Source organism: Streptomyces albus subsp. albus (assembly GCF_000725885.1).
GTDB lineage: Bacteria > Actinomycetota > Actinomycetes > Streptomycetales > Streptomycetaceae > Streptomyces > Streptomyces albus.
In genome coordinates, this window is record NZ_JODR01000016.1 from 89,003 (window position 1) to 111,938 (window position 22,936).

General features: G+C 71.8%; 17 protein-coding genes. 12 read left to right on the forward strand and 5 right to left on the reverse strand.

Features of this window, described 5'->3' with window-relative positions:
• Positions 1-2: 2 nt before the first annotated feature.
• From nuoE to IO40_RS0118705, 11 genes are all read left to right on the forward strand, one after another.
• Positions 3-722 (forward strand): NADH-quinone oxidoreductase subunit NuoE, encoded by a 720-nt coding sequence (gene nuoE / locus IO40_RS0118655; protein WP_078566047.1) that lies wholly within the window; start codon positions 3-5, stop codon positions 720-722.
• Positions 719-2,116: an NADH-quinone oxidoreductase subunit NuoF gene (gene nuoF, locus IO40_RS0118660; RefSeq protein ID WP_374117467.1), complete on the forward strand. Its 1,398-nt coding sequence runs from the start codon at positions 719-721 to the stop codon at positions 2,114-2,116. Before nuoE ends, nuoF begins: the two co-directional genes overlap by 4 nt.
• Positions 2,113-4,644, forward strand: a complete 2,532-nt coding sequence (locus IO40_RS0118665; RefSeq protein ID WP_016472792.1) for an NADH-quinone oxidoreductase subunit G — start codon at positions 2,113-2,115, stop codon at positions 4,642-4,644. Before nuoF ends, IO40_RS0118665 begins: the two co-directional genes overlap by 4 nt.
• Positions 4,641-6,074, forward strand: coding sequence for an NADH-quinone oxidoreductase subunit NuoH (gene nuoH / locus IO40_RS0118670; RefSeq protein WP_031175774.1), 1,434 nt, complete (start codon positions 4,641-4,643; stop codon positions 6,072-6,074). Before IO40_RS0118665 ends, nuoH begins: the two co-directional genes overlap by 4 nt.
• A 37-nt stretch (positions 6,075-6,111) precedes the next feature.
• Positions 6,112-6,738, forward strand: coding sequence for an NADH-quinone oxidoreductase subunit NuoI (gene nuoI, locus IO40_RS33755; RefSeq protein WP_374117502.1), 627 nt, complete (start codon positions 6,112-6,114; stop codon positions 6,736-6,738).
• Complete coding sequence (locus IO40_RS0118680) at positions 6,735-7,658, forward strand: NADH-quinone oxidoreductase subunit J (RefSeq protein ID WP_016472789.1); 924 nt, start codon at positions 6,735-6,737, stop codon at positions 7,656-7,658. Before nuoI ends, IO40_RS0118680 begins: the two co-directional genes overlap by 4 nt.
• Positions 7,655-7,954 carry an NADH-quinone oxidoreductase subunit NuoK gene (nuoK, locus tag IO40_RS0118685; RefSeq protein ID WP_016472788.1) on the forward strand — a complete coding sequence of 100 codons (300 nt, stop codon included), beginning with the start codon at positions 7,655-7,657 and terminating at the stop codon, positions 7,952-7,954. The genes IO40_RS0118680 and nuoK overlap by 4 nt, the downstream gene beginning before the upstream one ends.
• 13 nt (positions 7,955-7,967) lie before the next feature.
• On the forward strand, positions 7,968-9,914 hold the full coding sequence (gene nuoL, locus IO40_RS0118690; protein WP_031027042.1) for an NADH-quinone oxidoreductase subunit L: 1,947 nt from the start codon (positions 7,968-7,970) through the stop codon (positions 9,912-9,914).
• Between the two features lie 3 nt (positions 9,915-9,917).
• Positions 9,918-11,570: an NADH-quinone oxidoreductase subunit M gene (locus IO40_RS0118695; RefSeq protein WP_016472786.1), complete on the forward strand. Its 1,653-nt coding sequence runs from the start codon at positions 9,918-9,920 to the stop codon at positions 11,568-11,570.
• Positions 11,567-13,240 (forward strand): NADH-quinone oxidoreductase subunit NuoN, encoded by a 1,674-nt coding sequence (nuoN, locus tag IO40_RS0118700; protein ID WP_031027044.1) that lies wholly within the window; start codon positions 11,567-11,569, stop codon positions 13,238-13,240. The genes IO40_RS0118695 and nuoN overlap by 4 nt, the downstream gene beginning before the upstream one ends.
• Positions 13,241-13,383: 143 nt before the next feature.
• Positions 13,384-13,767 carry a cupin domain-containing protein gene (locus IO40_RS0118705; RefSeq protein WP_016472784.1) on the forward strand — a complete coding sequence of 128 codons (384 nt, stop codon included), beginning with the start codon at positions 13,384-13,386 and terminating at the stop codon, positions 13,765-13,767.
• 62 nt (positions 13,768-13,829) lie between these two features.
• Here IO40_RS0118705 and IO40_RS0118710 read toward each other — a convergent pair whose 3' ends face one another.
• Positions 13,830-14,465, reverse strand: a complete 636-nt coding sequence (locus IO40_RS0118710; RefSeq protein WP_016472783.1) for a hypothetical protein — start codon at positions 14,463-14,465, stop codon at positions 13,830-13,832.
• Positions 14,466-14,663: 198 nt separating this feature from the next.
• Here IO40_RS0118710 and recQ point away from each other — a divergent pair, with 198 nt between their 5' ends.
• Positions 14,664-16,604 (forward strand): DNA helicase RecQ, encoded by a 1,941-nt coding sequence (gene recQ, locus IO40_RS0118715; protein ID WP_041968519.1) that lies wholly within the window; start codon positions 14,664-14,666, stop codon positions 16,602-16,604.
• Positions 16,605-16,641: 37 nt separating this feature from the next.
• Here the strand turns inward: recQ and IO40_RS0118720 are convergent, their stop codons facing one another.
• The 4 genes from IO40_RS0118720 to IO40_RS0118735 form a co-directional block, all read right to left on the reverse strand.
• Positions 16,642-17,205: a hypothetical protein gene (locus tag IO40_RS0118720; RefSeq protein ID WP_016472781.1), complete on the reverse strand. Its 564-nt coding sequence runs from the start codon at positions 17,203-17,205 to the stop codon at positions 16,642-16,644.
• Between the two features lie 653 nt (positions 17,206-17,858).
• Positions 17,859-19,061 carry a fumarylacetoacetase gene (fahA, locus tag IO40_RS0118725; protein ID WP_031175779.1) on the reverse strand — a complete coding sequence of 401 codons (1,203 nt, stop codon included), beginning with the start codon at positions 19,059-19,061 and terminating at the stop codon, positions 17,859-17,861.
• Positions 19,062-19,110: 49 nt separating this feature from the next.
• Complete coding sequence (locus IO40_RS0118730; protein WP_016472779.1) at positions 19,111-21,132, reverse strand: CocE/NonD family hydrolase; 2,022 nt, start codon at positions 21,130-21,132, stop codon at positions 19,111-19,113.
• A 63-nt stretch (positions 21,133-21,195) separates the two neighbouring features.
• Positions 21,196-22,743 (reverse strand): peptide MFS transporter, encoded by a 1,548-nt coding sequence (locus tag IO40_RS0118735; RefSeq protein ID WP_016472778.1) that lies wholly within the window; start codon positions 22,741-22,743, stop codon positions 21,196-21,198.
• Positions 22,744-22,936: the final 193 nt, after the last annotated feature.

Below are 22,936 nucleotides of genomic sequence, written 5' to 3' on the forward strand. Positions count from 1 at the left end.
AAATGGGCATCCCCGAGATGCCCGCGCCCGACTACCCGGCCGAGGTGCGCCGGCGGCTGGAGACGGACGCGAAGGAGATCATCTCCCGCTATCCGGACAGCCGCTCGGCCCTGCTGCCGCTGCTGCACCTGGTGCAGTCCGAGGACGGCCACGTCACCCGCACCGGGCAGCGGTTCTGCGCCGAGATGCTGGACCTGACCACGGCCGAGGTCAACGCGGTGGCGACCTTCTACACCATGTACCGCCGCAAGCCCTCGGGCGACTACCAGGTCGGCGTGTGCACCAACACGCTGTGCGCCGTCATGGGCGGCGACGCCATCTACGCGGCGCTGCGCGAGCATCTGGGCGTGGGCGACGGCGAGACCACCGACGACGGCAAGGTCACGCTCGAACACATCGAGTGCAACGCGGCCTGCGACTTCGCCCCCGTGGTGATGGTCAACTGGGAGTTCTTCGACAACCAGACCCCCGAGACGGCCCGCGCCCTCGTCGACGACCTGCGCGCCGGCCGGGAGGTCGCCCCCACCCGCGGCGCCCCGCTGTGCACCTTCAAACAGACCGCGCGCATCCTGGCGGGCTTCCCCGACGAACGGCCCGGCGCGGCCGACGCGTCCGGCAGCGCGGGCCCCGCCTCGCTCGCCGGACTGCGGCTGGCCAAGGGCGACGGCGGCCCCGGTGTGGTGGCGCCGCGCGGCGCGGCGGCGGAAGAGGAGGGGAAGTGATGACGGTGGCAGCACACGGCGGCGGCCAGGACGACATCTCCCAGCCCGGGCACGACGTGGCCGAGGCGCAGAAGCTCCTCGCACCCGTCCTGTCCGCGCACTGGGACGAGCCCGACTCCTACACGCTGGCCGGCTACCGGCGCAACGGCGGCTACCGGGCCCTGACCAAGGCGCTCGCCATGGATCCCGACGACCTGATCGCCTACGTCAAGGACGCGGGTCTGCGCGGACGCGGCGGCGCCGGCTTCCCCACCGGGATGAAGTGGCAGTTCATCCCGCAGGGCGACGGCAAGCCGCACTATCTCGTCGTCAACGCCGACGAGTCGGAGCCGGGCACCTGCAAGGACATCCCGCTGCTGTTCGCCAACCCGCACTCCCTCATCGAGGGCATCGCCATCGCCTGCCATGCGATCCGCTCCCACCATGCCTTCATCTATCTGCGCGGAGAGGTCGTCCCCGTGCTGCGCCGGCTCCACCTGGCGGTGCGCGAGGCGTACGAGGCCGGCTACCTCGGCCCCGGTGCGCTCGGCCCCGGCAAGGACCTGACGCTGACCGTCCACGCGGGCGCGGGCGCCTACATCTGCGGCGAGGAGACGGCGCTGCTCGACTCGCTCGAAGGCCGCCGCGGCCAGCCCAGGCTGCGTCCCCCCTTCCCGGCCGTCGCCGGCCTGTACGCGTGCCCCACTGTGGTGAACAACGTCGAGTCCATCGCCTCGGTTCCCGCCCTCATCGACCGGGGCAAGGACTGGTTCCGCTCCATGGGGTCGGAGAAGTCGCCCGGCTTCACCCTCTACTCCCTCAGCGGCCACGTCGCCCGTCCCGGCCAGTACGAGGCACCGCTGGGCATCACCCTGCGCCAGCTCCTCGACCTGAGCGGCGGCATGCGGCCCGGCCACCGGCTGAAGTTCTGGACGCCCGGCGGCTCCTCCACCCCGCTGCTGACCGACGAGCACCTGGACGTCCCCCTCGACTACGAGGGCGTCGGCAGCGCCGGCTCGATGCTGGGCACCAAGGCGCTCCAGTGCTTCGACGAGACCACCTGCGTGGTGCGGGCCGTCACCCGCTGGACCGAGTTCTACGCCCACGAGTCCTGCGGCAAGTGCACCCCCTGCCGCGAGGGCACCTACTGGCTCGTCCAGCTGCTGCGCGACATCGAGGCCGGCAAGGCTCAGGCGGCCGACCTGGAGAAGATCGCCGACATCGCCGACAACATCAACGGCAAGTCCTTCTGCGCCCTCGGCGACGGCGCCGCGTCCCCGATCTTCTCCTCCCTCAAGTACTTCCGCGAGGAGTACGAGGCCCACCTGGGCGGCCGTGGCTGTCCGTTCGACCCCGCCAAGTCCACCGCGTGGGGCGACCGCCCCAACTCCGCTCACCTGGAGGTGAACGCGTGACCGTCACCACTCCTGCCTCCACAGGGGGAGGGGAGGCCGCCCCGCCGCCCGAGGAGACGGTGTCGCTGACCATCGACGGCGCACAGATCACCGTTCCCAAGGGCACGTTGGTGATCCGCGCCGCCGAGCAGCTCGGCATCGAGATCCCGCGCTTCTGCGACCACCCGCTCCTGGACCCGGCGGGCGCCTGCCGGCAGTGCATCGTGGAAGTGGAGGGCCAGCGCAAGCCGATGGCCTCCTGCACCATCCAGTGCACCGACGGCATGGTCGTCAAGACTCAGCTGACCAGCGACGTGGCGGGCAAGGCGCAGCGCGGCGTGATGGAGCTGCTGCTCATCAACCACCCGCTGGACTGCCCCGTCTGCGACAAGGGCGGTGAGTGCCCGCTCCAGAACCAGGCGATGTCCCACGGTGACGCCGAATCCCGCTTCGAGGGCCGCAAGCGCACCTACGAGAAGCCCGTCGCCATCTCCACCCAGGTGCTGCTGGACCGCGAGCGGTGCGTGCTGTGCGCGCGCTGCACCCGCTTCTCCAACCAGATCGCGGGCGACCCGATGATCGAGCTGATCGAGCGGGGCGCCCTCCAGCAGGTGGGGACCGGCGAGGACGCGCCGTTCGAGTCGTACTTCTCCGGCAACACCATCCAGATCTGCCCGGTCGGCGCGCTCACCTCGGCCGCCTACCGCTTCCGCTCCCGCCCCTTCGACCTGACCTCCTCGCCCGGCGTGTGCGAGCACTGCGCCGGCGGCTGCGCCGTCCGCACCGACCACCGGCGCGGCAAGGTGATGCGCCGCCTGGCCGCCGCCGACCCGGAGGTCAACGAGGAGTGGGTGTGCGACAAGGGCCGCTTCGCGTTCCGCTACGCGCAGCGGCCCGACCGGCTGGAGACGCCGCTGGTGCGCGGCGTCGACGGTGTGCTGGCGCCCGCGAGCTGGCCGGAGGCGCTGGCAGCCGCCGCCCGCGGACTGGCCGGGAAGCGGGCCGGCGTGCTGACCGGCGGCCGGCTGACCGTCGAGGACGCCTACGCCTGGTCCAAGTTCGCCCGGGTGGCGCTGCGCACCAACGACATCGACTTCCGCGCCCGGCCGCACTCCGCCGAGGAGGCCGACTTCCTCGCCTCCCACGTCGCCGGACACGGCCGGGACCTGGACGGGTCCGGGGTCACCTACTCCGCGCTGGAGGCGGCGCCCGCCGTGCTGCTGGCCGGGCTGGAGGCCGAGGAGGAGGCGCCCGGCGTCTTCCTGCGGCTGCGCAAGGCGTGGCGTACCCGGGGCCAGCGCACCTGGTCGCTGGCCACCCACGCCACCCGCGGTCTGGAGAAGGCCGGCGGCACCCTGCTGCCGGCCGCGCCCGGCACCGAGACGGAGTGGCTGGACGCGCTGGCCGGCGGGGTCGGACTGGACGAGCGGGGCACCGAGGCGGCCGAGGCGCTGCGCGGTGACGGCGCGGTGATCCTGGTCGGCGAGCGGCTGGCCACCGTGCCCGGCGCGCTCACCGCCGCGCTGCGCACCGCGGTGGCCACCGGCGCCACCCTCATGTGGGTGCCGCGCCGGGCCGGTGAGCGCGGCGCCGTCGAGGCCGGCTGTCTGCCGGGGCTGCTGCCCGGCGCCCGGTCGGTGCACGACTCCGAGGCCCGTGCCGAGGTGGCCCGGCTGTGGGGCGTGGCCGAACTCCCCGCAGAGCGCGGCCGGGACACCGCGCAGATCATCGAGGCCGCCGCGACGGGCGAGCTGTCGGCGCTGGTGGTCGGCGGTGTCGGCGTCGAGGACCTGCCCGACCCGGCTCGCGCCCGGCAGGCGTTCGCCGACGTGGACTTCCTCGTCAGCCTGGAGCTGCGGCCCACCGACGTCACCGAGCTGGCCGATGTGGTGCTGCCGGTCTCCGCCGTCGCCGAGAAGGCCGGCACCTTCCTCAACTGGGAGGGCCGGGCGCGCATGTTCGAGGCCGCGCTCAAGCCCGACCAGATGACGCGCCGGCATGTGCAGCCCGACGCACGGGTGCTGACCATGCTCGCCGACGCCCTCGACGTCCACCTGGGCCTGCCCGACGTGCGTACCGCGCGTGGCGAACTGGACCGGCTCGGCACCGGCCCGCGCGGCGCACGGCTGGCCGCGCCCGTACCGGGGCCGCGCTCCGTGCCGCAGCCCGGCGTGGGCGAGGCCGTGCTGGCGGGCCACCGCATGCTCCTGGACCGGGGGCGGCTCCAGGAGGGCGACGAGGCGCTGGCCGGTACCCGGCACGCCGCCCCGGCCCGGCTGTCGGCCGCCACCGCCGCGGAGATCGGTGTCCGGGACGGCGAGCAGCTCGCGGTGGCGGGCCCGCGCGGCGAGGTGCGGCTGCCGCTGCGGATCACCGAGATGCCCGACCGGGTGGTGTGGCTGCCCCTCAACAGCGTCGGCGGCGGCGTCGCGGCCGACACCGGCGCCGTCCCCGGCCATCTCGTGCGGATCGCGCCCGCCTCGGCGGGCGCCGCCGCACACACCGGGCCGGCCCACCACCCCGACCACGAGGAGGGAGGCGCCGCATGAGTGCGTACGCCCTGGCCGCCGGGGCCCCGCGGAGTGTCCTGGCCGCGGAGGATCTGTCGATGTTCGGCACCGACCCGTTCTGGCTGGTCGTGCTGAAGGCGGTCTTCTGCTTCGCGTTCCTGATGCTGACCGTGCTGCTCTCCATCGTCTTCGAGCGGAAGATCGTGGGCTGGATGCAGCTGCGCATCGGGCCCAACCGGCACGGCCCCTGGGGCATGCTCCAGTCGCTGGCCGACGGCGTGAAGCTGATGTTCAAGGAAGACATCGTCGTCAAGGGCAGCGACAAGATCGTCTATCTGCTGGCCCCGATCATCGGCGCGGTCCCCGCCTTCATGGCCATCGCGGTCATCCCGTTCGGGCCGGCCGGCAACGAGATCTCGGTCTTCGGCCACCGCACCGCGATGCAGCTGACGGACATGCCCGTCGCGGTGCTCTACATCCTGGCCACCGCCTCCATCGCCTCCTACGGCGTGGTGCTGGCGGGCTGGTCGTCCGGCTCCACCTACCCGCTGCTGGGCGGGGTGCGGGCCACGGCGCAGATCATCAGCTACGAGATCGCGATGGGCCTCAGCTTCGCCGCGGTCTTCCTCTACTCCGGTTCGATGTCCACCTCGGCGATCGTGGGGGCGCAGGCGGACGGCTGGTTCGCCTATCTGCTGCCGGTCTCCTTCCTGATCTACCTCGTCTCGATGGTCGGCGAGGCGCACCGCGCCCCGTTCGACATGCCGGAGTCCGAGGGCGACCTGGTCGCGGGCTTCCAGACGGAGTACAGCTCCATCAAGTTCGCGATGTTCATGCTGACCGAGTACATCCACGTGGTGACGGTCTCCGCGCTGGCGGTCACCCTCTTCCTGGGCGGCTGGCGGGCCCCGGCGCCGATCTCCACCTGGTGGGAGGGCGCCAACCACGGCTGGTGGCCGATCCTGTGGTTCACCGCCAAGCTGGCCGTGCTGATCTTCGTCTTCATCTGGCTGCGCGGCACCCTGCCCCGGGTGCGCTACGACCAGTTCATGAAGCTGGGCTGGAAGGTGCTCATCCCCGTCGCGCTGGTGTGGCTGATGCTGGTCGCCACCGTCCGGGCGATGCGCAACGAGGGCTGGGACTACAGCGAGGTCGTCTACTGGGTCGCCGGGACGGCGCTGGTGCTGCTGCTGATCTCCTTCGTCGTGGACTTCTTCCGGCGTTCGCCGCGCGAGGACGAGGAGGAAACCGGGTCCACGCCCGCCGGCCAGGCGCCGTTCGATCCGATGGCGGGCGGCTTCCCGGTGCCGCCGCTGCCCGGCCAGACGCTGCCACCGGTGCCGCGGCGGCCCTCGCGGGCCGGGCCCGACCGGCAGCGGGAGCCGGTCGGCGCGGGCACCGTCCACTCCGGCGGGACGACGACCGTTACCGACGCAACCACCGAGAGCAAGGGGGCTGACGGTGCCTGAGAACCCCGTGGCCGGCTTCGGCGTGACCTTCAAGGACATGTTCAAGAAGCGGCTGACCGAGCAGTACCCCGAGCACAAGAAGCCCACGGCACCCCGCTTCCACGGCCGCCACCAGCTCAACCGGCACCCGGACGGGCTGGAGAAGTGCGTCGGCTGCGAACTGTGCGCCTGGGCCTGCCCGGCCGACGCCATCTACGTCGAGGGCGCGGACAACACCGACGAGGAGCGCTACTCGCCCGGCGAGCGGTACGGCCGCGTCTACCAGATCAACTATCTGCGCTGCATCCTGTGCGGCCTGTGCATCGAGGCGTGCCCCACCCGGGCGCTGACCATGACCAACGAGTACGAACTGGCCGACTCCTCCCGCGAATCGCTCATCTACACCAAGGAGGAGCTGCTGGCGGGCCTGGAGGACGGCATGGTCGATTCGCCGCACGCCATCTATCCGGGCATGACGGAGAAGGACTACTACCGGGGCCTGGTCACCGAGGCGGCGCCGGGCACCGTACGGCAGACGCCCCGCGACACCGCCGAGCCGCAGGAGTCCGCCGCCACCTACGGGGCCGGCGAACCCGCCGCTGCCGACGCGGAGACGGGGGCCGCCGCAGGCCGCGGTGCCATGACGCACGGCACGGTGACGGCCGGTGGGGAGGGCGACCGATGACCGCGCTCGCCGCCACCGCCACCTCCACGGGCGAGGCCGTCCAGTTCTGGGTGCTGGGCACCGTCGCCGTGCTGGGCGGCCTGGGCACCGTGCTGCTGCGCCGCGCCGTGCACAGCGCCCTCTGCCTGGCCGGCACCATGATCATCCTGGCGCTGTTCTACCTCGCCAACGGGGCCTACTTCCTCGGCGTCGTCCAGATCGTCGTCTACACCGGCGCGGTCATGATGCTGTTCCTGTTCGTGCTGATGCTCGTCGGCGTCAGCACGGCCGACTCCCTCAAGGAGACGCTGAAGGGACAGCGCTGGCTGGCCGCCTGCTGCGCACTGGGACTCGGCATCCTGCTGATCGCCGGGATCGGCCAGGTGACGGTGGGCGACTTCAACGGACTGGGCGCCGCCAACGCGCCCGGCAACGTCCCGGCACTGGCCTCGCTGCTGTTCACCAAGTACGTGGTCGCCTTCGAGGTGATCGGCGCGCTGCTGACCGTCGCCGCGGTCGGCGCCACGCTGCTCACCCACCGCGAGCGCGTCGAGAAGAACAAGTCGCAGCGCGAGCAGGCCGAGGAGCGGGTGCGCAGCGGCAAGCAGCTCACCCCGCTGCCCGCCCCCGGTGTCTACGCCCGCCACAACGCGAACGACCGTCCCGCGCTGCTGCCCGACGGCACCCCGTCCGAGCTGAGCGTCAGCCGCACCCTGCGCAACCGCGGCCAGATCCGCGAGGTCAGCGTGGAGCAGATGGCCCAGCTCGCCGCGATCGAACAGCGCACCACCGAGTACCACGGACGCCCCGGCCACGCGGGGCCCAAGGACCCGGGTGAGCGGGCCGTCGAACGCGTACGGCAGGCACAGGACGAGCCCGCCGACCGGCCGGTGGAACAGAGCGCCGACCGGCGGACCGCACGCGAGGAGGCCGCCAAATGAGCCCGGTCAACTACGTCTATCTGGCGGCGCTGCTGTTCACCATCGGCGCCACGGGGGTCCTCATCAGGCGGAACGCCATCGTGGTGTTCATGTGCATCGAGCTGATGCTCAACGCCGCCAACCTGACGCTGGTCGCCTTCTCCCGGATGCACGGCAACCTCGACGGACAGATCATGGCGTTCTTCGTCATGGTCGTCGCCGCCGCGGAGGTCGTGGTCGGGCTCGCGATCATCGTCATGCTCTACCGCTCCCGCCACTCGGCCTCGGTCGACGACGCCAGCCTGATGAAGCTGTAAGGGGTACGAACCAGTGGAGTCAATGATCGGACTGCTCGTGGGGGTGCCCCTGTTCGGCGCCGCCGTGCTCCTGGTGGGCGGGCGGCGGCTGGACCGCGGAGGGCACTGGCTGGCGACCTTGCTGGCCGCCGTCTCGTTCGTGATCGGTGCCGTGCTGTTCGCCTCCATGCTGGGCGAGGACGCCGATGCGCGGGCGATGCACTCGAAGTGGTTCTCCTGGGTGCCGGTCGAGGGCTTCCAGGCGGACGTGGCCTTCCAGCTCGACCAGTTGTCGATGACGTTCGTCCTGCTGATCACCGGCGTGGGCACGCTCATCCACCTCTACTCGGTCGGCTACATGGAGCACGACCCCAGGCGGCGGCGCTTCTTCGCCTATCTGAACCTCTTCCTGGCGGCGATGCTGCTGCTCGTCCTCGCCGACAACTATCTGCTGCTGTACGTCGGCTGGGAGGGCGTCGGCCTGGCCTCCTACCTGCTGATCGGGTTCTGGCAGCACAAGCCCAGCGCGGCCACCGCGGCCAAGAAGGCGTTCCTGGTCAACCGCGTCGGTGACGCGGGACTGGCCATCGCCGTCTTCCTGATGTTCACCACGTTCGGCAGCTTCGCCTTCGCCCCGGTGCTCTCCTCCGCGGGCGAGGCGAGCGAGGGCAAGCTGACCGCGATCGGGCTGATGCTGCTGCTGGCCGCCTGCGGCAAGTCGGCCCAGGTGCCGCTCCAGTCCTGGCTCGGGGACGCCATGGAGGGTCCCACGCCCGTCTCGGCGCTCATCCACGCGGCGACGATGGTGACGGCGGGTGTCTATCTGATCACCCGCTCCGGCGCGATCTTCGACGGGGCGCCCGACGCGCAGCTGGTGGTGGTGACCGTCGGCGCCGTCACGCTGCTGTTCGGTGCGATCGTCGGTTGCGCCAAGGACGACATCAAGAAGGCACTGGCCGGCTCGACCATGTCGCAGATCGGCTACATGGTGCTGGCGGCCGGGCTCGGGCCGATCGGCTACGCGTTCGCCATCATGCACCTGGTCACCCACGGCTTCTTCAAGGCCGGTCTCTTCCTCGGCGCCGGCTCGGTGATGCACGGCATGAACGACGAGGTCGACATGCGGCGCTACGGCGGCCTGCGCAAGTACATGCCGGTCACCTTCGTCACCTTCGGCCTCGGCTACCTCGCCATCATCGGCTTCCCCGGACTGTCCGGGTTCTTCTCCAAGGACCAGATCATCGAGGCCGCCTTCGCCAAGGGCGGCACCCAGGGCTGGATCCTGGGCGCGGTCACCCTGCTGGGCGCGGCCATCACCGCGTACTACATGACCCGCGTGATGCTGATGACCTTCTTCGGCGAGGAGCGCTGGCGCCGGGCCCCCACGCCCTCGCCGGCGCAGCCCGATGTGGAGCCCGCGGCCGAGACGCGGGGCGAGCACGCGGTGCCGGACCCCCACGAGTCCCCGAAGATCATGACGATCCCCATGATCGTGCTGGCCTTCGGCTCGGTGTTCGCGGGTGGCATCTTCAAGGCGGGCGACTCCTTCGTGAACTGGCTGGAGCCGGTCACCCGGTTCGAGCACGGGCACTCCCCGGTCTCCGCCACCGCGGTGACGACGGCCACCATCGTCGCCCTGCTCCTCGGGGTGGGGGCGGCCTACCTCCAGTACGGGCGCAAGCCGGTGCCGGCGCTCGCGCCGCGCGGCGGTCTGCTCACCCGTGCGGCCCGCCGCGATCTGCTCCAGGACGACTTCAACCACGTGGTGCTGGTCAGCGGCGGTACACATCTGACGCGCAGCCTGGTCTACGTCGACAACAAACTGGTCGACGGCGCCGTCAACGGCACGGCCGCCGCCTTCGGCGGGCTGTCCGGGCGGCTGCGGCGGCTCCAGAACGGGTTCGCCCGCTCCTACGCGGTCTCGATGTTCGGCGGCGCGGCGGTGCTGATCGCCGCGACCCTGCTGATGAGGGCGGTCTGAGTCATGTCATTTCCTTTGCTGACGGCCACGGCGGCGCTGCCCGCCGTCGGGGCCATCGCCACGGCCGCCGTCCCGGCGGCCCGGCGCACCGCCGCCAAGTGGCTGGCGCTTCTCGTCTCGCTGGCCACCCTGGTGCTGGCCGCCGTGGTGCTGCTGCGTTTCGACCCCGGCGGTGCCCGCTACCAGCTCACCGAGTCACACGCCTGGATCTCCGACTTCGGGGTCCGCTACGAGCTGGGCGTGGACGGTATCGGTGCCGCGCTGATGGCGCTCACCGCGCTGCTGGTCCCGTTCGTCATCGGCGCCGGCTGGCACGACGCCGACGCGGTGGAGGGGGAGCGGCCCCACAGCCGCTGGCGGCCCACCCAGGGCTTCTTCGCGCTGATCCTCGCCGTCGAGGCGATGGTGCTGATCTCCTTCGCCGCCACCGACGTCTTCCTCTTCTACGTCTTCTTCGAGGCCATGCTCATCCCGATGTACTTCCTCATCGGCGGCTTCGGGGACCGGGCGCACGCGGCCGGTGAGGAGGAGGGCGCCAAGCAGCGCTCGTACGCGGCGGTCAAGTTCCTGCTCTACAACCTGGCCGGCGGGCTGGTCATGCTGGCCGCCGTGATCGGGCTGTACGTGGTCAGCGCGGACAGCCTGGGCGAGGGCACCTTCTCGCTGCCCGAGCTGCTGAAAGCACGCGCGAGCGGCGATCTGACGATGTCGGCGACCACCGAACGGCTGCTGTTCTGCGGCTTCTTCGTCGCCTTCGCCATCAAGGCGCCGCTGTGGCCGCTGCACACCTGGCTGCCCAACGCGATGGGGGAGGCGACCGCGCCGGTCGCGGTGCTCATCACGGCCGTGGTGGACAAGGTGGGCACCTTCGCGATGCTCCGCTTCTGCCTGGGCCTGTTCCCGAACGCCAGCGACTGGGCGACCCCGGTGGTACTGGGCCTGGCGCTGGTCAGCGTCCTGTACGGGGCGCTGCTGGCGGTGGGGCAGCGGGACATCAAACGGCTGGTGGCCTACGCGTCCATCTCGCACTTCGGCTTCATCATCCTGGGTGTCTTCGCGATGACCAGCCAGGGCCAGGGCGGGGCGACGCTCTACATGGTGTTCCACGGGATCTCCACGGCCGCGCTGATGCTGGTCGCCGGCTTCCTCATCTCGCGCCGCGGCTCGCGTCTGATCGCGGACTACGGCGGGGTGCAGAAGGTCGCCCCCGTACTGGCGGGCGCGTTCCTGGTGGGCGGCCTTGCGACGCTGTCGCTGCCGGGGCTGGCGCCGTTCGTCAGTGAGTTCCTCGTCCTGGTCGGCACCTTCAGCCGCTACCCGGTCGCCGGGATCATCGCCACCGCGGGCATCATCCTGGCCGCGCTGTACGTGCTGGTGCTCTACCAGCGCACGATGACCGGCCCGGTGCGCAAGCCGGAGATCGAGGGCATGCCGGACCTGAAGGTGCGCGAGGTGGCGGTGGTGGCGCCGCTGGTGGCGCTGCTGCTCCTGCTCGGCGTCTTCCCCAGGCCGCTCACCGAGATCGTGAACCCGGCGGTGGAGCACACCCTCTCGGACGTACAGAAGAAGGACCCCAAGCCGCAGCATCCCGTCGCCGAACCCGCGGGGTGGTTCGACTACAAGCCGGCCGGGCACGGCGGAGGTGACCACGAGTGACTGTGACCAATGTGGCGTCGGCGGGCGGCGTCCCCGATGTCGGCGGCCTGTGGACGGTGCTGGCGGCCGGCGACAAGCTCCAGGCGCCCAGCATCGAGTACGGGAAGCTCTCGCCGACGCTGATCGTGCTGGGCGTCGCGGCGCTCGGTGTGCTCATCGAGGCGTTCGCACCCCGCAAATCCCGCTACGGCGCACAGCTGTCCGTCTCGCTGCTGGGTCTGGCCGCCGCGTTCGCCGCCGTCATCGGCCTGGCCGCCTCCGGAGCGGGCACCACCCGTGCGCAGATCGCCGGCATGGGGGCGCTCGCCGTGGACGGGCCCGCGCTCTTCCTCCAGGGCACGCTGCTGCTGGTGGGCATCGTCGGCGTCGTCACCTTCGCGGAGCGGCGGCTGGAGCCGTCCGCGGCAGGGTCCCGGGTGGACGCGTTCGCCGCGCAGCCGGCCTCGGTGCCCGGCGGCGAGGGCGAGCGGCAGGCCGTCAAGGCGGGCTGGACGACCACCGAGGTCTTCCCGCTGCTGATGTTCGCCATCGGCGGCATGCTGCTCTTCCCGGCCGCGAACGACCTGCTGCTGCTCTTCGTGGCGCTGGAGGTCTTCTCCCTCCCGCTGTACCTGCTGTGCGCGCTGGCCCGCCGCCGGCGGCTGCTGTCCCAGGAGGCGGCGGTCAAGTACTTCCTGCTGGGCGCGTTCTCCTCGGCGTTCCTGCTGTTCGGCACCGCGCTGCTGTACGGCTACGCCGGGACGGTCGGCTACTCGGGCATCGCCCGCGTCGTCTCCGGTTCCGACGCCGTCAGCGACCCGGTGCTGGCGCAGACCGCGGGCAACGACGCGCTGCTGCTGATCGGCGGCGCCCTGGTGGTGATGGGGCTGCTGTTCAAGGTCGGCGCCGTCCCCTTCCACATGTGGACCCCCGACGTCTACCAGGGCGCGCCCACGCCGGTGACCGGTTTCATGGCGGCGGCCACCAAGGTGGCGGCTTTCGGCGCGCTGCTGCGGCTGCTGTACGTGGTGCTGCCGGGACTCAGCTGGGACTGGCGCCCGGTGATGTGGGGCGTGGCGATCCTGACGATGCTGGCCGGCGCAGTGGTGGCCATCACCCAGACGGACGTCAAACGGCTGCTGGCCTACTCCTCGATCGCACATGCGGGCTTCCTGCTCGCCGGTGTGATCGCCACCTCGAAGAGCGGCGTCTCCTCGGTGCTGTTCTACCTGGCCGCCTACTCCTTCGTGACGTTGGGCGCCTTCGCGGTGGTGACGCTGGTGCGGGACGCGGGCGGCGAGGCCACGCACCTGTCGAAGTGGGCGGGGCTGGGCAGGCGGTCGCCGCTGCTGGCCGCCGTGTTCGCAATCTTCCTGCTGGCCTTCGCGGGCATCCCCCTGACCTCCGGGTTCGCGGGGAAGTTCGCGGTGTTCAAGGCGGCGGCCGAGGGCGGCGCGGGCGCGCTGGTCGTCGTCGGTGTGATCGCCTCCGCCATCGCGGCGTTCTTCTACCTGCGGGTCATCGTGCTGATGTTCTTCAGCGAACCGCAGGCGGACGGGCCCAGCGTCGCGGTGCCGAGCGTCATGACGACCTCGGCCATCGCGGTCGGCGTGGTGGTGACGGTGGTGCTCGGTGTGGCGCCGCAGTACTTCCTCGATCTGGCGGGTCATGCGGGGGTGTTCGTGCGGTGATGCGCTGATCGCTCGTCAATCACCGTTCCCCCGTACGACACTGTGTACGAAGCGCCGCCGGATTACCTCAACTGAGCGCGTCTGGCGGCGCTTTATGTTGCACCGGTGACAACGAGCGCGCGGAAACGGTAGGAACTCAAGGCATGAGTTGTGTGATTCTCCGCAAGCAAGAAGGCGGATATCAAGGAAAACAGGGCGGTATCTTCACGGAGGGGGTGTCCGCCGAGTCGGTGGGGGCCAAGGGGCTGTGCCTGCACGTGCTGCACATCCCCGCGAACTCCAAAGGAGCACCGCATCTGCACGCGGGGCACGAATCGGCCATCTACGTGGTCAACGGCGTGCACGAGATCTGGCACGGAGAGGACCTGGAGAACCACGACACGCTGTACCCGGGTGACATGGTGTACGTGCCGGCGAACATGCCGCACATGCCGGTCACGGGCGAGGAGCCGGTCACCGTGGTGGTGGCCCGCACCGACCCCCGCGAACAGGAGTCGGTGCACCTGCTGTCGCCGCGTGACCCCTGACGGTCCCGGAGCACGGTGAGCGTGGATGCAGGACCCCGGGGCCGGGAGCGGAACGGCCGCCCTCAGTTGCCGGGGTATTCCCGCACCTTGCGGCCCTTGTCGGTGTCCTCCACCGTGTCGTGCGGCTTACCGGCCCCCTTGTCCAGGACGCCGGACTTGTCCAGCTTGTCGAGCTTGTCGGAAAGGCCCGGAAGGTCGCGCAGCGCGCCGGGGTCCTTCGGCAGCTTCGCCGGGGCCTCGGCGACCTTGGAGTAGGTGTCGCTCTCGCCCCCGTTCCAGGTGACCTTCAGCGAGGAAGCCGTCACCTCGGCCACCTTGCCGGTGGCGCGCTCCTCGCCGATGCCGGCCGGGCACTTGAGCACCAGCGAACTGTCGGCGCCCGCCGTCATCACCCGGCCCGTGCAGACCTTCTTCTCGGTGCTCCGCAGCAGCGAGGCGGCGTCGCCCACCACCGTCAGGGTGAGGGTCTGGCCGTCCGCCTTCGTCGACCAGACGCCCGGCAGCCCGGCCTTGCCCTCGGCGCCCCCGGCCTTCCCGCCCTTGTCGGGGGAGGACTCGGCGGGCTTCTCGCCGCCGGCCGCCGGCTTGTCCTTGGCGTTCTTGCCGTCGCCGTCGTCGCCGCTTCCGCAGCCGCCCACCAGCAGCGCGATGGCCGCCGCCGCGGCCACCGCCCCCGATATCCGCGCTGAGGTGCGCACGTGCCCTCCTCGGTCGTTCGTCTCCCTGGCCTTCCGCAGGGTCACGACAACCTAGCAGCTCAGCAGGGGGCGGCAGGGCCCGGCACGGTGGTACGGCGGCGGGCCCGGGCAGGCCGGCGGCGAGCCCGCAGAAAGGCCGGCGGCGGGTTTTCCACAGGGGGCGCCGCACATGTCACCACAGCCGCCTATCGTGGCGGCATGCTTGTGGAGAGTGCCGAGGGAACCGGCGGAACGCCCGAGACCGCAGCGCTGCGTGTGCTGCGCCGAGTCTTCGGCTACGACGCGTTCCGGGGGCAGCAGGAGGCCGTCATCGAGCACGTCGTCGACGGCGGTGACGCGGTGGTGCTGATGCCGACCGGCGGCGGCAAGTCGCTCTGCTACCAGATCCCGGCACTGGTCAGACCCGGTACGGGCGTGGTCGTCTCCCCCCTGATCGCCCTCATGCAGGACCAGGTGGACGCGCTGCGCGCCCTGGGCGTCCGCGCCGGGTTCATCAACTCCACACTCGACTTCGACCAGCGGCGTGTGGTGGAGGCCGAGTTCCTGGCGGGCGAACTCGACCTGCTCTACCTGGCGCCCGAGCGGCTGCGCCTGGAGGCGACGACGGCCCTGCTGGACCGCGCCAAGGTCTCACTGTTCGCGATCGACGAGGCCCACTGCGTCGCCCAATGGGGGCACGATTTCCGGCCCGACTACCTGTCCCTCTCCATGCTCGGCGAGCGCTGGCCCGACGTGCCGCGGGTCGCACTGACGGCCACCGCCACCCGCGCCACCCACCAGGAGATCGTCCAGCGGCTGGGGCTGTCCGGTGCACGCGACTTCGTCGCCAGCTTCGACCGGCCCAACATCCAGTACCGCATCGTCCCCAAGAACGACCCGAAGAAACAGCTCCTGCGCTTCCTCAAGGAGGAGCACCCGGGCGACGCGGGCATCGTCTACTGCCTGTCCCGCAACGCCGTCGAGCGCACCGCCGAGTTCCTGTGCCGCAACGGCATCGAGGCGGTGCCCTACCACGCGGGCCTCGACGCGGGCACCCGCGCCGCCCACCAGGCGCGGTTCCTGCGCGAGGACGGCCTGGTGGTGGTGGCCACCATCGCCTTCGGCATGGGCATCGACAAACCCGACGTCCGCTTCGTGGCCCATCTGGACCTGCCCAAGTCCGTCGAGGGCTACTACCAGGAGACCGGACGCGCCGGACGGGACGGCCAGCCCTCCACCGCCTGGCTCGCCTACGGGCTCCAGGACGTCGTCCAGCAGCGCAAAATGATCGAGAACGGCGAGGGTGACCCGGCCTTCCAGCGCCGGGCCCGCAGCCATCTGGACGCCATGCTCTCGCTCTGCGAGACGGTCAGCTGCCGGCGCGGACAGCTGCTCGCCTACTTCGGGCAGGCACCCGAGGAGGGTGCGGCCCAGGTCTCGTGCGGCAACTGCGACACGTGTCTGTCCCCGCCCGAGTCGTGGGACGGCACCGTTCCGGCGCAGATGGTGCTCTCCACCGTGGTGCGGCTCAAGCGGGAGCGGGGCCAGAAGTTCGGCGCGGGGCAGATCGTGGACATCCTGCTGGGCCGCCGTACGGCCAAGGTCATCCAGTTCGACCACGACACGCTGTCCGTCTTCGGCATCGGCACCGAGCTGGGCGAGGCCGAGTGGCGCGGCGTCGTCCGCCAGCTGATCGCCCAGGGGCTGCTGGAGGTCGAGGGCGAACACGGCACGCTCGTGCTCACCGACGCCAGCGCGACGGTGCTGCGCGGCGAGCGGCAGGTGCGGATGCGCAAGGACCCCCGTCCGGCGGCCGTGCGGTCCGAGGCGGCCGGCGGGTCCCGGCAGCGGAAGGGCTCCGTCCCGGCGGATCTGCCCGAGGAGGCCCGGCCGCTGTTCGAGACACTGCGGGCATGGCGGGCCCAGCAGGCCCGCGAGCAGGGTGTTCCGGCCTATGTCGTCTTCCACGACGCGACGCTCCGCGAGGTCGCGGTCCGGCGCCCCGCCACCCTCGGCGAACTGGGCGGCATCACCGGTGTGGGGGAGAAGAAACTGGCCACCTACGGAGAGAGCTTGCTGGCCGCCCTGGCCGAGGGCGCACAGCAGGACCCCGGCGCGGAGCCGGTGGACGCGGAGCCTGCCGGCGCGGAGCCCGCTTAGACGGCACCCGCCGAGGACGGCTCCTGGGCGGAGGCGGTCACGGTTCCTTCCACTCCGGCGTGAGCACGGGCGAGGGCACGCCCACGCGCGGGTCCGAGGGAGCCGAGGGCCCAGGGCACGGTCCGACTCGGACGAGGGCGATGCCCTGGGGCGGCCCGCCCAGCGGGCGGCCGTCCCGGCCCTCGACCAATACGGAGCCGACCTCCTCCGGTCCCCGGCAGCGCTGGTACTCCTCGCCGAGATAGCCGGCCGCGATCCGCCGGGCCACCTGCTGGGCGCCGGCGGTGTGCGGAAGATCGGTGGAGATCACCACGCCGGCCGTGCCGCCCCGCTGGTGGATGCCGGTGATGTGCCGCTTGTCGGCCTCCCGCCGCGCCGAACGCTGCGCGGGGCTGAGGGGTTCGGCGGGCGGCTTGCCGGCCGCGGGCGCGGGTTCGGCCGGGGTGGCGGGCGGCGGGGGCGGGCTGGTGTCCTCCGGTACGGTCCGCACCGCGGAGGCGGCCCACAGCCCGCCCGCCAGCCCTCCCGCGAGCAGTACGACACTTCCGGCGCCGGTTCCCAGCCGCCGCAGCACCCGCACCGCCGTCTCCCCGCGTCCCACCGTTCGCTCCCCCTCGCCGTTGTGGGCGACAACGGTAGCGCTCCCCCGACGCCCGCCCAGGACCCGTATCCGACGGCATCGCGGCCCGCCGGGAGGGCCGGCGGGCCGCGCCGGCTGAAGGCGTTCCCTCGGGCCCCGGTTCGCCGAGCCACGGGGAGAGCGGGGGCCGCGGCGCGGCGCACCTTGGCGGCCTGGAGGGAGCGCTCAGCAGCTCGGCCGCCCCCTGGGCCGGGGAGCTCGGACGCTTGCTTGGTCCGGGGCCCGGGGTGGTGCACAGCTGGCCCCGGGGCTGGGGAGACGGACGTCCGCCCGGCCCGGGGGCGGGTGGTCCTCGGACACTTGCCCACCACCCGGGCCCGGGGCGCTCGGACGTTCGCCCGGGTCCGGGGCCCTGTGGTGCTCGCGAGGTTGCCCGGGCCCGGGCTCGGGGGTTCGGAAGGTCGGTCGCCCTCCGGCCGGGGGTGGTCGGTCGCCGGCCCGGGGCCGGGGCCCTGCGGTGGCGGGCGGGCCGGAAGGGGGCGTCCGTCCGCCAGGGGCCGGGGCCCTGCGGTGCTCGCAGGGTCGTCCGGGCCCGGGCTCCGAGGGTTTCAGACCCTGGCCGTTCCCCGGGCCGGGGGCCCGGACGTTCGCCCGGTCCGGGCCCCCAGGGGTGCTCAGGCGTTCGGCAGGACGCGGCCGGTGACCTCGCCGAGGCCGATGCGGGTGCCGTCGGGGCCGGGCGCCCAGGCGCGGAGGGTCACTTCGTCGCCGTCCTCCAGGAACGTCCGCTCGCCGTCGGGGAGTTCGAGTGGCTCGTTCCCGCCCCAGGTCAGCTCCAGCAGACAGCCGCGCTGTCCCTTCTCGGGGCCGCTGACGGTGCCGGACGCGTACAGGTCACCGGTGCGCAGCGAGGCGCCGTTGACGGTGAGGTGGGCGAGTTGCTGGGCCGCCGTCCAGTACATCCCCGAGAACGGCGGCTCGGCGATCACGTGCCCGTTCAGTTCGACCGTGATCCGCAGGTCGTAGCCGCCGGGTTCGATGCCGTCGGCCGCGTCGTCCAGGTACGGCAGCAGGGGGAAGTCGCGGCTGGGCGGCGCGACGCGGGCGGCGTCCAGGGCGTCCAGGGGGGTGATCCACGGCGAGACGGAGGTGGCGAAGGACTTGCCCAGGAAGGGCCCGAGCGGCACGTACTCCCACGCCTGGATGTCCCGCGCCGACCAGTCGTTGACCAGCGTCACGCCGAAGACGTGCTCGCGGAAGTCCGCCAGCGCCACCGGGCGGCCCTGCTGGCTGGGGGTGCCGACGACGAAGCCGACCTCCGCCTCGATGTCGAGCCGCTGCGAGGGTCCGAAGACGGGCGCCGTCTCCTGCGGGGGCTTGCGCTGCCCCTGGGGGCGGACGACGGGGGTGCCGGAGACGACGACGGTGCCGGCGCGGCCGTGGTAACCGATCGGCAGGTGCTTCCAGTTGGGCGTGAGCGCGTCGCTGTCGGGGCGGAAGATGCGGCCGACGTTCGTGGCGTGGTGCTCGCTGGCGTAGAAGTCGACGTAGTCGGCGACCTCGAAGGGCAGATGGAGCTGTACGCCGCTGAGCGGCAGCAGGTGGCGGGCCGCGGTCTCGCGGTGCGCTTCCTCGGTCAGCCAGGAGCGCACCTGGGACCGCACGGCCTGCCAGACCGGGCGGCCGGCGGCCAGCAGGGGGTTGAGCGAGGGGGCGCGCAGCACCTCCGCGTGCGCCGAGCCGAAGGCGTCGGCGGCGGCGCCCAGGTCGAGCACGTCATCGCCGTACCGGACGCCGAGCCGGCGGTGGCCGGGCCGGTCCGGGGTGCTGAAGAGGCCGTACGGGAGGTTGTCCGGGCCGAAGAGAGTGTCACTCATGCGGGTCACGTTATGAGAAGTGGTCTCTTCGGCCCAGACCCTCACGGGATCATCCGGCCGTGCGCGGGATGCGGCGCTCCCAGCTGCGCCGGAAGATCTCCGTCTCGCCTTCCCAGCAGACGACTTCGTTGTGCGCGATGAAGTCGTCGCGGTCGGCGCCGAGTTCGGAGCGGGTCTCGACGCGGGTGCTCCAGCCCGTCTCGGGGCGCCGCAGTCCGACCTCCCAGCGGGAGACGGCCCGTGCGCTGAGCGGGTCGTCCTCCTTGACGGTGTAGGTCTCCAGGGCGTTCTCGGTGAATTCGAGGCCGTCGGGGTAGACGCGGGTGCCGCCGTAGCGGGGGTCGACCTCCAGCCGCCATTCGCCGGCGGCCACGTCCCGTACCAGGAGGCGTTCGGGGCGCGCATCGCCGGCTTCGGGGTAGCGGACGCCGAGCGGTTCGGCCTGTTCGGGCTCGGCGAACCGGATGGCGGGGGCGCCCTCGTCGGCCGCCGGGTCGCGGACGGGCAGCTCCAGCGCGCTGGCGGCGGGGTCGAGTTCCCAGCCGGCGGCGCTGTCGGCCTGGGGCCAGATCCAGGGCCAGTACGCGGAGGAGAGCGCGAGCCGGATGCGGTGCCCGGCGGGGAACGCGTGTCCGATCCCGTTGAGTTCGAAGGTCACGTCCTCGGTGGCGCCCGGCTCCCAGGGGACGACCTTGTCGCGACCGTGCCGGGCGGTCAGGTTGAGGACGCCGCGGGTCACCAGGGTGGAGGAGCCGTCGGGCGCCACGTCGCACACGCGGGCGATGATCTGTCCGCGCGGCACCCGCGAGGTGACGCGCAGCCGCACGCGCGGCCTCCCCAGCACCTCGACGCGTCCGTCCAGTACGGCGGAGTCGAAGCAGACCGACCGGCCGTCCTCCTCGCGCTGGTCGGGCGGCAGGTCGGCGTCGTTGCCGAACGGGAAGAAGCGGCCGGCGTCCACCCCGGTGTGCTGCGGGGAGCGCACCAGGAACGGGCCGCTGCCGGGCAGTTCGTAGGAGGTCATGGTGACGGCGGGGGAGGGCCAGGCCGTGTCGCCCACCCAGCGGCCGGGCAACCGGTCGTAGACCGTGGCGGGCGGGTGCGACTCGCTGATCCAGGAGCGCAGCAGCGGTTCGTCCATGACGCCGGTGTCCTGGTCCTTGAGCCAGTGGTCCCACCAGCGCAGCGTCTCCTGGAGGAACCCGATGGCCGGCCCGGGCGGCAGTCCGCGGTCCGGGTACTGGTGGGACCAGGGGCCGATCAGACCGCGCACCGGGGCGTCGCCGGCCTCGGGCAGGTTCTCGACCAGCCGCAGCACGGTGTCGCGGTAGGGGTCGTGCCAGCCGCCGACCGCCAGGACGGCGGCCTTGATCGACGGGTAGTCCTCGCAGGCGCTGCCGTGCCGCCAGTAGGCGTCGCGCGTCTGGTGGTCCAGCCAGGTGTGGATGAACGGCTCGACCTTCTCCATGCGGCGCAGCCACATGTCCCGCCAGGCGTCGCCGACCTGTGCCGGGTCCGGCGGCCGGGAGACGAAGGCGAGCATGGTCGAGGCCCAGGCGTGCATGTCCACGGCGAGGACGGAGCCGCCCATGTAGTGGACGTCGTTGTCGTAGCGGTCGTCGGTGGAGCAGACGGTGACGATGGCCTTGAGCGCTTCGGGGGCACGCGCGGCGAGCTGGAGGCTGTTGAAGCCGCCCCAGGAGATGCCGAACATGCCGACCTTGCCGTTGGACCACGGCTGTGCGGCCAGCCAGGCGATGACGGCCTCGCCGTCGGCCAGTTCCTGCTCGTCGTACTCGTCCCCGGGCATGCCCTCGGAGTTGCCGTGGCCGCGGACGTCGACGCGGACGGAGGCGTAGCCGTGGCCCGCGTACCAGGGGTGGCGCTGGGCGTCGCGGGGGGCGGTCCAGTCGCTCAGCCGGTAGGGCAGGTATTCCAGGAGGACGGGTACCGGCTCGTCGGTGACGGGCCGCCACATGCGCGCGTAGAGCCGTTCGCCGCTCGGCATGGGGATCCACACGTCTTCGCGGACGACGCGATGGGGGAACTGGTCGGGGGTGCGGATGTTCATAAACGTAAATCCTCGAACATGTGCCGAAAGATCCCGGTAACCGGGGTCGGCCGGGCGGAACCGTCAGTGGACCGGGTGCATGGTGCGGCGCAGCCAGGGCGCCACGGCGAAGACGGCCAGGGCGACGACGACGGCCACGGCTCCGTTGAGCGTGAAGTAGAGGCTGTCGGAGATCTGCCCGTAGAACTTCACCGTCTGCGCCTGGATACCGGTGGCCAGGGCCAGCGAGAGGAACCACAGGGCAAGCGCCTGGCTGCTGAACGCGGCCGGCGCCAGCTTGCTCGTCGCCGAGAGCCCCGTCGACTCCAGCAGCACGTCGCCGACACCGATGAAGAGCACCGCCAGCACGATCCACACCAGGGAGATCTCCCAGCCGGTGCCCGAGGTGCCCAGCAGCGTGGGCACCAGCACCAGGAACCCGAGGCCGCCCAGCAGCACTCCCAGCGCCAGCTTGTTCGAGGCGTGCGGCTGTCGCGGGCCCATCCGCTGCCAGGCGCCGGCGATGAACGGCGCCGACAGCACGGAGACGGCGCCCAGCGCGGAGCTGATCCAGCTGGAGGGCACGTGGTAGCCGAACACACTGGTGTTGACGTGCTGGTCGGTCAGCAGCACCAGCACGGTGTACGACTGGAAGAGCACGAAGTTGAACGCCACGGAGGCCAGCCACAGCACCAGGAAGGGCCGCAGCCTGCCGCGTTCCTCGCGGGTCACCCGGGGGCTGCGCCACAGCACGGTGAAGTAGACGATGGGCGCGGCCATCGACACGTACGTCAGCGCGTCCACGAAACCGGACAGGGTCAGCGCGCCGGCCAGTGAGAGGGCGACACAGACGGCGGCGACCGCCAGTACGCCGCCCACGATCAGCCATACGGCGCGCCGCATGGCGGCGGGCGGCAGCGGGAACTCCGCGCCCTCCTTGCGCCCGGCCAGGTTCCGGCGCCCGGCGATGTACTGGATGATGCCCAGTGTCATGCCCACGGCCGCCGCGGAGAAGCCCCAGTGCCAGTCGATGTCCTCACCCAGCAGCCCGGTGATGATGGGGCCGAGGAAGGCGCCGACGTTGATGCTCATGTAGTACAGCGAGAAACCGGCGTCCCGGCGCTCGTCGGTGGCCGAGTACAGCTTGCCGACCATGGCGGCCACGTTCGGCTTCAGCATGCCGGTGCCGGCGCTGATGAGGCCGAGCCCGATCCAGGTGAAGGCCGGCACCGGTACGGCCATCGCGTAGTGGCCGCAGGCGATGAGGAACCCGCCGTAGAGCACCGAACGGTACGAGCCGAGCATCCGGTCGGCGATCCAGCCGCCCGCCACCGAGAGCAGGTAGACGAGCGTGCTGTAGCCGGCCGCGACGGAGGCCGCGGCCCCCGGCTCCATGTCCAGGCCGCCGTCGGCGGTGGTGGCCGAGAAGAACAGCACCAGGATGGCCTGCATCCCCAGGAAGGAGAACCGCTCCCACACCTCCAGCCCGGAGAGCGTCAGCAGGCCGCGCGGCTGTCCCAGCAGGTCGCGGCCCCCTTCCGGGCCGGTCTCCTGCGGTCCGGCGGACCGCGTAGGGTTTGCGCCTCGGTCCCTTCCGTCCGGTGCGGGGTGGGGGCGGGATCTGGGGGGCACGGTGTGGCTCCTGACACGTTCGGCGATTCGAGTGCTGCTGCTGTCCCGAATGCTTCTTCGCAAACCTCACTCTGCGGGTGACGTGCAACATATCCCGTAAATCCCCTCATGGCGCGCCAAGAGCGTTCTGCTGGGCGGGCGCCGACCGTGATCGTTATGTGACCGGTTACGCTGCCAGGAGAGGGCGGCCCGA